Source organism: Streptococcus sp. 3167, assembly GCF_013277175.1.
Lineage (GTDB): Bacteria > Bacillota > Bacilli > Lactobacillales > Streptococcaceae > Streptococcus > Streptococcus pseudopneumoniae.
In genome coordinates this window covers 24,729-31,026 of sequence record NZ_VMML01000029.1, presented here as the reverse complement: position 1 = coordinate 31,026, position 6,298 = coordinate 24,729, and the positions used below count along the sequence as shown (strand labels likewise).

General features: G+C 40.6%; 5 protein-coding genes and 2 pseudogenes. 3 read left to right on the top strand and 4 right to left on the bottom strand.

The genetic code is table 11. The features are described 5' to 3' along the window. Positions 1 to 130 precede the first annotated feature (130 nt). The 3 genes from ffh to HT678_RS05465 all read right to left on the bottom strand — a co-directional run bounded on the left by ffh (position 131) and on the right by HT678_RS05465 (position 2,514). Positions 131 to 1,702, bottom strand: coding sequence for a signal recognition particle protein (gene ffh / locus HT678_RS05475; RefSeq protein WP_000863644.1), 1,572 nt, complete (start codon positions 1,700 to 1,702; stop codon positions 131 to 133). Positions 1,703 to 1,713: 11 nt separating this feature from the next. Further along, the gene (locus HT678_RS05470) at positions 1,714 to 2,046 is read right to left on the bottom strand and encodes a putative DNA-binding protein (RefSeq protein WP_000402066.1); all 333 of its coding nucleotides are present in this window, start codon (positions 2,044 to 2,046) and stop codon (positions 1,714 to 1,716) included. A 90-nt stretch (positions 2,047 to 2,136) separates the two neighbouring features. Further along, positions 2,137 to 2,514: a DUF1934 domain-containing protein gene (locus HT678_RS05465; RefSeq protein ID WP_023934199.1), complete on the bottom strand. Its 378-nt coding sequence runs from the start codon at positions 2,512 to 2,514 to the stop codon at positions 2,137 to 2,139. Between the two features lie 71 nt (positions 2,515 to 2,585). On the opposite strand from HT678_RS05465, the gene HT678_RS05460 reads away from it, so the two are divergent. The 3 genes and pseudogenes from HT678_RS05460 to HT678_RS05450 all read left to right on the top strand — a co-directional run bounded on the left by HT678_RS05460 (position 2,586) and on the right by HT678_RS05450 (position 5,948). After that, positions 2,586 to 3,890, top strand: a complete 1,305-nt coding sequence (locus HT678_RS05460) for an HD domain-containing protein (RefSeq protein ID WP_050223622.1) — start codon at positions 2,586 to 2,588, stop codon at positions 3,888 to 3,890. A gap of 12 nt (positions 3,891 to 3,902) precedes the next feature. After that, positions 3,903 to 4,709 (top strand): sugar-phosphatase, encoded by an 807-nt coding sequence (gene yidA / locus HT678_RS05455; RefSeq protein ID WP_000023513.1) that lies wholly within the window; start codon positions 3,903 to 3,905, stop codon positions 4,707 to 4,709. A 349-nt stretch (positions 4,710 to 5,058) separates the two neighbouring features. After that, positions 5,059 to 5,948 (top strand): annotated as a pseudogene (locus HT678_RS05450) (IS5 family transposase). 14 nt (positions 5,949 to 5,962) lie between these two features. On the opposite strand, the pseudogene HT678_RS11935 reads toward HT678_RS05450, so the two are convergent. Beyond that, a pseudogene (locus tag HT678_RS11935) lies at positions 5,963 to 6,297 on the bottom strand (site-specific integrase); the annotation flags it as partial. Between the last annotated feature and the right edge of the window lies 1 nt (position 6,298).

The following is a 6,298-nucleotide window of genomic DNA, read 5'->3' as shown; positions in this document are numbered from 1 at the left end:
CAGCTTGCGGCTAGCTTCCTAGTTTGCTATTTGATTTTCATTGAGTATTATTATTTTTTATTCTTTACAGATTCAAAATAGACCTTTATTATTTTTCTAAAAAAGGAAAGCTCTGCGGCCTTCCTTCGTCTTACTTGCGTTTCTTCTTCGCTTTCTTCATTTTGTTAGCCATACGTTTCATGGACTGTTTCATAGCAAATTCACCAATTTTACCTTTGAGTCCACCACCAAACATCTGACTCATATCTGGCATTCCTGCTCCTCCGAGAGCTGACAAGTCAGGCATACCACCTTGTCCCATCATTCCTTCAAGGGCAGACATATCCATTCCTCCCATATTTGGCATATTTTTAGGAAGATTGTTTGGATTGATCCCCATTTGCTTCATCATCTTGTTCATATCTCCAGACATAACACCCTGCATGAGCTGTTTAGCCTGGTTAAAGTCCTTGATGAATTTATTAACTTCGACAAAGGTATTTCCAGAACCTGCAGCGATACGACGACGACGGCTTGGATTTAACAAATCTGGGTTTTCACGTTCCTCAGGTGTCATGGAAGACACGATGGCACGTTTGCGCGCGATCTGACGCTCATCCACCTTCATGTTTTGAAGGGCTGGATTGTTGGCCATACCTGGAATCATCTTGAGCAAGTCTTCCATTGGGCCCATGTTTTGCACCTGATCCAACTGAGCAATGAAATCATTGAAATCAAAGGTATTCTCACGCATCTTCTCAGCCATTTCAAGAGCTTTTTGCTCATCGTATTCCTGAGAAGCTTTCTCAATCAGAGTGAGCATATCCCCCATACCAAGGATACGGCTAGACATGCGGTCTGGGTGGAAGGTTTCGATATCTGTAATTTTTTCACCTGTACCAGTGAACTTGATTGGTTTTCCAGTGATGTGACGAACAGATAGAGCCGCACCACCACGAGTATCGCCATCAATCTTGGTAAGGATAACCCCAGTTACTTCCAACTGAGCATTAAACTCATGCGCAACATTGGCTGCTTCCTGACCAATCATAGCATCAACGACAAGCAAGATTTCATTTGGTTGAGCCAATACTTTCACATCACGAAGCTCATTCATGAGGAGCTCATCAATCTGCAAACGACCCGCAGTATCAATCAAGACATAGTCGTTATGATTAGTTTGAGCTTGTTCCAAACCTTGACGAACAATCTCAACAGCTGGTACTTCTGTACCAAGAGCAAAGACAGGCACATCAATCTGTTGACCCAGTGTCTTCAGCTGGTCAATAGCAGCTGGACGATAAATATCCGCCGCAATCATCAAAGGACGAGCATTTTCTTCCTTCTTGAGTTTGTTGGCCAATTTACCAGCAAAAGTTGTTTTACCAGCCCCCTGCAAACCAACCATCATGATGATTGTAGGAATCTTAGGTGATTTGATAATTTCTGCCGTATCAGAACCTAAAACGGTTGTCAATTCCTCATCAACGATTTTAATAATCTGTTGCGCAGGATTAAGTGTATCAATGACCTCATGGCCGACTGCACGCTCACGAACTTTCTTGATAAAATCCTTTACAACAGGCAAGGCAACGTCGGCCTCGAGCAAGGCCAAGCGAATTTCTTTGGTTGCCTCTTGGACATCAGATTCAGAGATTTTTCCTTTTTTACGTAGATTTTTAAAGACGTTCTGCAAACGTTCTGTTAAACTTTCAAATGCCATTTTTCTTCCTCTTATTCTCTATTATCAATGCTTGTTAAAATTTCTATCTGCTCCTGCAGAAAGTCATCCTTGGGATAGCGCTCCAAAATCTGATCAAAAATCTGACTGCGGACAATGTAGTCCGAGTACATGTGCAATTTCATCTCATAATCTTCCAGAATCTTTTCTGTTCGCTTGATATTGTCATAGACAGCCTGACGACTGACACCGAACTCCTCGGCAATCTCAGCAAGGCTGTAATCATCAGCGTAATAGAGCTCTATATAATTCATTTGCTTATCTGTCAAAAGCGCTGCATAAAATTCAAAGAGCGCATTCATACGATTGGTTTTTTCGATTTCCATAACTTTTATTATACCAAAAATTAGCCTAATCTACCACATTAGGAAGCCAATCCGAGAAGATAGCCAGGTAAATTTGAAAAAAATAAGAGCCTAGCCCCAAGTAATTTCCAATTGATAGCTAGCAAAGGGATGTCCCTCTTGATTTTGTAGTTGATAATCTAGTTCAATCTTTTGTCTATCAACTTGATAATGGCTCGTTTGGATGATAAACTCCTGCATGCCCATAGGTGTAGGAATATAGGCTAAACTATCACTATCCTTTAAAAAGCGCATAATGGTCTTGGGATTGGAAAAACGACTCATCACCAGTTCTTGACCATGAAATTTAATCACTACTTTTTCCTTTTCCTCATTATAGAAAAGCAGGTAGCTATAATCTCCTTTTTTATGCACTTCCACGTCATAAAGCTGGTCAATCACTTCCAACTGCTCATCAAACTGAATCGTATTTCGCATCCGAATCTTCACATCAGGTCCTCTTTCTTGTCTCTTGTCCTACTATTTTACCAAAAACTCTAGCTTTTTGCTATAATGGTCATATGAACGAAAAAGTATTCCGTGACCCAGTTCACAACTACATCCATGTCAATAATCAAATCATCTATGACTTGATTAATACAAAAGAATTTCAACGTTTGCGCCGTATTAAGCAACTGGGAACTTCCAGTTATACCTTCCACGGTGGAGAACACAGTCGCTTCTCCCATTGTCTTGGAGTCTATGAGATTGCTCGTCGCATCACGGAGATTTTTGAAGAAAAATATCCTGAAGAATGGAATCCTGCCGAGTCTCTCTTGACCATGACCGCGGCCCTCCTACATGACCTTGGGCATGGTGCCTACTCCCATACTTTTGAACATCTCTTTGATACAGATCATGAGGCCATTACTCAGGAAATCATCCAAAGTCCTGAAACGGAGATTCACCAAGTCCTGCTACAAGTGGCGCCTGATTTCCCAGAAAAGGTTGCCAGTGTCATCGACCATACCTATTCTAACAAGCAGGTCGTACAACTCATTTCTAGCCAGATTGATGCAGACCGCATGGACTATCTCTTGCGCGACTCCTATTTTACAGGAGCATCCTATGGGGAATTTGACCTGACTCGCATCCTCCGAGTCATTCGTCCTGTCGAAAATGGTATCGCCTTTCAGCGCAATGGCATGCACGCCATCGAAGACTACGTCCTCAGTCGCTACCAGATGTACATGCAGGTTTATTTCCACCCCGCAACACGCGCCATGGAAGTTCTCCTACAGAATCTTCTCAAACGCGCCAAGGAACTCTATCCTGAGGACAAGGATTTCTTTGCCCGAACTTCTCCACACCTCCTGCCTTTCTTCGAAAAAAATGTGACCTTGTCTGACTATCTAGCTCTGGATGATGGTGTGATGAATACCTACTTCCAACTCTGGATGACCAGTCCTGACAAGATTCTTGCAGACCTGTCGCAACGCTTTGTCAACCGCAAGGTCTTTAAATCCATTACTTTTTCACAAGAAGACCAAGACCAACTCGCTAGCATGAGAAAATTGGTTGAGGATATCGGCTTTGATCCCGACTACTACACTGCCATTCATAAGAATTTTGACCTCCCTTATGATATCTATCGTCCCGAATCTGAAAATCCACGGACACAGATTGAGATTTTACAAAAAAATGGTCAACTGGCCGAACTCTCTAGCCTGTCTCCTATCGTCCAATCCCTTGCTGGCAGTCGCCACGGAGATAATCGCTTTTATTTTCCAAAAGAAATGTTGGACCAAAACAGCATCTTTGCTAGCATTACCCAGCAATTTTTACACTTAATTGAGAACGATCATTTTACCCCAAATAAAAACTAGAAGAGGAATTTTATGAGTATTAAACTAATCGCTGTCGATATTGACGGAACCCTAGTCAACAGTCAAAAGGAGATTACTCCTGAAGTCTTTTCTGCCATCCAAGATGCCAAAGAAGCTGGTGTCAAAGTCGTCATTGCAACTGGCCGCCCTATCGCAGGTGTTGCCAAACTTCTGGACGACTTGCAGTTGAGAGACGAGGGTGACTATGTTGTGACCTTCAATGGTGCCCTTGTCCAAGAAACTGCTACAGGGCATGAGATTATCAGCGAATCCTTGACTTATGAGGATTATCTGGATATGGAATTTCTCAGTCGTAAGCTCGGTGTCCACATGCATGCTATTACTAAGGACGGTATCTATACTGCCAATCGCAATATCGGAACATACACTGTGCACGAATCAACCCTCGTCAACATGCCTATCTTCTACCGCACACCTGAAGAAATGGCTGACAAGGAAATCGTCAAGTGTATGTTCATCGATGAGCCTGAGGTTCTCGATGCTGCAATTGAAAAGATACCAGCAGAATTTTACGAACGCTACTCTATCAACAAGTCTGCTCCTTTCTACCTCGAACTCCTTAAAAAGAATGTAGACAAGGGGTCAGCCATCACTCACCTAGCTGAAAAACTCGGATTGACCAAAAATCAAACCATGGCTATCGGTGACGAAGAAAATGACCGTGCCATGCTAGAAGTCGTTGGGAACCCCGTTGTCATGGAAAATGGAAATCCAGAAATCAAAAAAATCGCCAAATACATCACTAAAACAAATGACGAATCCGGTGTTGCCCATGCCATCCGAACATGGGTACTGTAAGAGGGTATGAATAGACGAAAACCGCTCAGTTGAGCGGTTTTTATAGTAAAATGAAATAGGAATAGGACAAATCAATTTCTAGTAATGTTTTAGAAGTCCAGATACACTATTCTAGTTTCAATCTACTATAGTATCTAATTACATACCCCCTGCTGGAATCGATAAATAGAAAAAACCTTATTTTAAGGCTCTTCCTATACTATTTATCAATAACCCTCTTTTAGAGTATGTCCGTAAGTTTGAATAATTTGTTGTATATCTTTATGCCTTAGTAATCTTGAAACAGCCCATATATCAACACCTTTTGATAATAGACTTCCTGCGAAACAAAATATGGTAGAATAGTTCTATGAATTATGAAGCAAGTAAACAACTAACTGATGCACGATTTAAGCTCCTGGTTGGTGTTCAGCGCACGACTTTTGAAGAGATGTTAGCTGTATTGAAAACAGCTTATCAAGGTAAACACGCAAAAGGGGGACGAAAACCTAAACTAAGCCTAGAATACCTTCTTATGGCGACTTCAATATGTGCGAGAATATCGAACTTATGAACAAATTGCGGCTGATTTTGGTATCCACGAAAGCAACTTAACCCATCGGAGTCAATGGGTTGAAGTAACTCTTGTTCAAAGTGGTGTTACGATTTCAAGAACTCCTCTCAGTTCTGAGGACACGGTAATGATTGATGCGACGGAAGTAAAAATCAATCGTTCTAAAAAAACAATTAGAGAATGATTCTGGTAAAAAGAAATGCCACGCTATGAAGGCTTAAGCGATTGTCACAAGTCAAGGGAGAATTGTTTCTTTGGAGCTCGCTGTGAACTATTGTCATGATATGAAGTTGTTCAAAATGAGTCGCAGAAATATCGGACAAGCTGGTAAAATCTTGGCTGACAGTGCTTATCAAGGGCTCATGAAGCTATATCCTCAAGCGCAAACTCCGAGGAAATCCAGCAAACTCAAGCTGCTAACAGCTGAAGATAAAGCCTGTAACCATGCGCTATCTAAGGAGAGAATCAAGGTTGAGAATATTTTTGACAGAGTATAGTAGATTGAAACTAGAATAGTACACATCTACTTCTAAAACATTGTTAGAAATCGATTTGTCCTGTTCTTATTTCATTTCACTATGAAAACGTTTAAAATATTTTCAACAACCTATCGAAATCATCGTAAACGCTTCGGCTTACGAATGAATTTGATTGTTGGTATTATCAATCATGAACTAGGATTCTAGTTTTGCAGGAAGTCTAATAAATATAAACCGTAAATATGCCTGCCTGCTTTTGCTATCATGGTTTGGCTACCTATCCCAAGTTCGGATAAAAATACTTTCAAGTATTTATTCAATCCATAATTTGTAGAAAGTTTATACCTTCTATCACAAGAGACCAAATCATATTTCTTTAATTCTTCACGATTATAAAGAACCTTATCTTGTTCCTCTTTCAATGCATCCAATACAGATATTAAATCTTCATCAATAATAATTTCTCTTATGGAAGTATTCGTTTTTTGAGGAATAAAATTTGTCGATTTCTAGCAAATCTTCCATACGTTTTTAGAGTTTCTCTTTCATTTTCTATT

What these genes read in the sequence shown, in the direction of transcription:
- ffh (WP_000863644.1), bottom strand. Translation starts at nt 1,702, where the DNA reads ATGGCATTTGAAAGTTTAACAGAACGTTTGCAGAACGTCTTTAAAAAT.
- HT678_RS05470 (WP_000402066.1), bottom strand. Translation starts at nt 2,046, where the DNA reads ATGGAAATCGAAAAAACCAATCGTATGAATGCGCTCTTTGAATTTTAT.
- HT678_RS05460 (WP_050223622.1), top strand. Translation starts at nt 2,586, where the DNA reads ATGAACGAAAAAGTATTCCGTGACCCAGTTCACAACTACATCCATGTC.
- yidA (WP_000023513.1), top strand. Translation starts at nt 3,903, where the DNA reads ATGAGTATTAAACTAATCGCTGTCGATATTGACGGAACCCTAGTCAAC.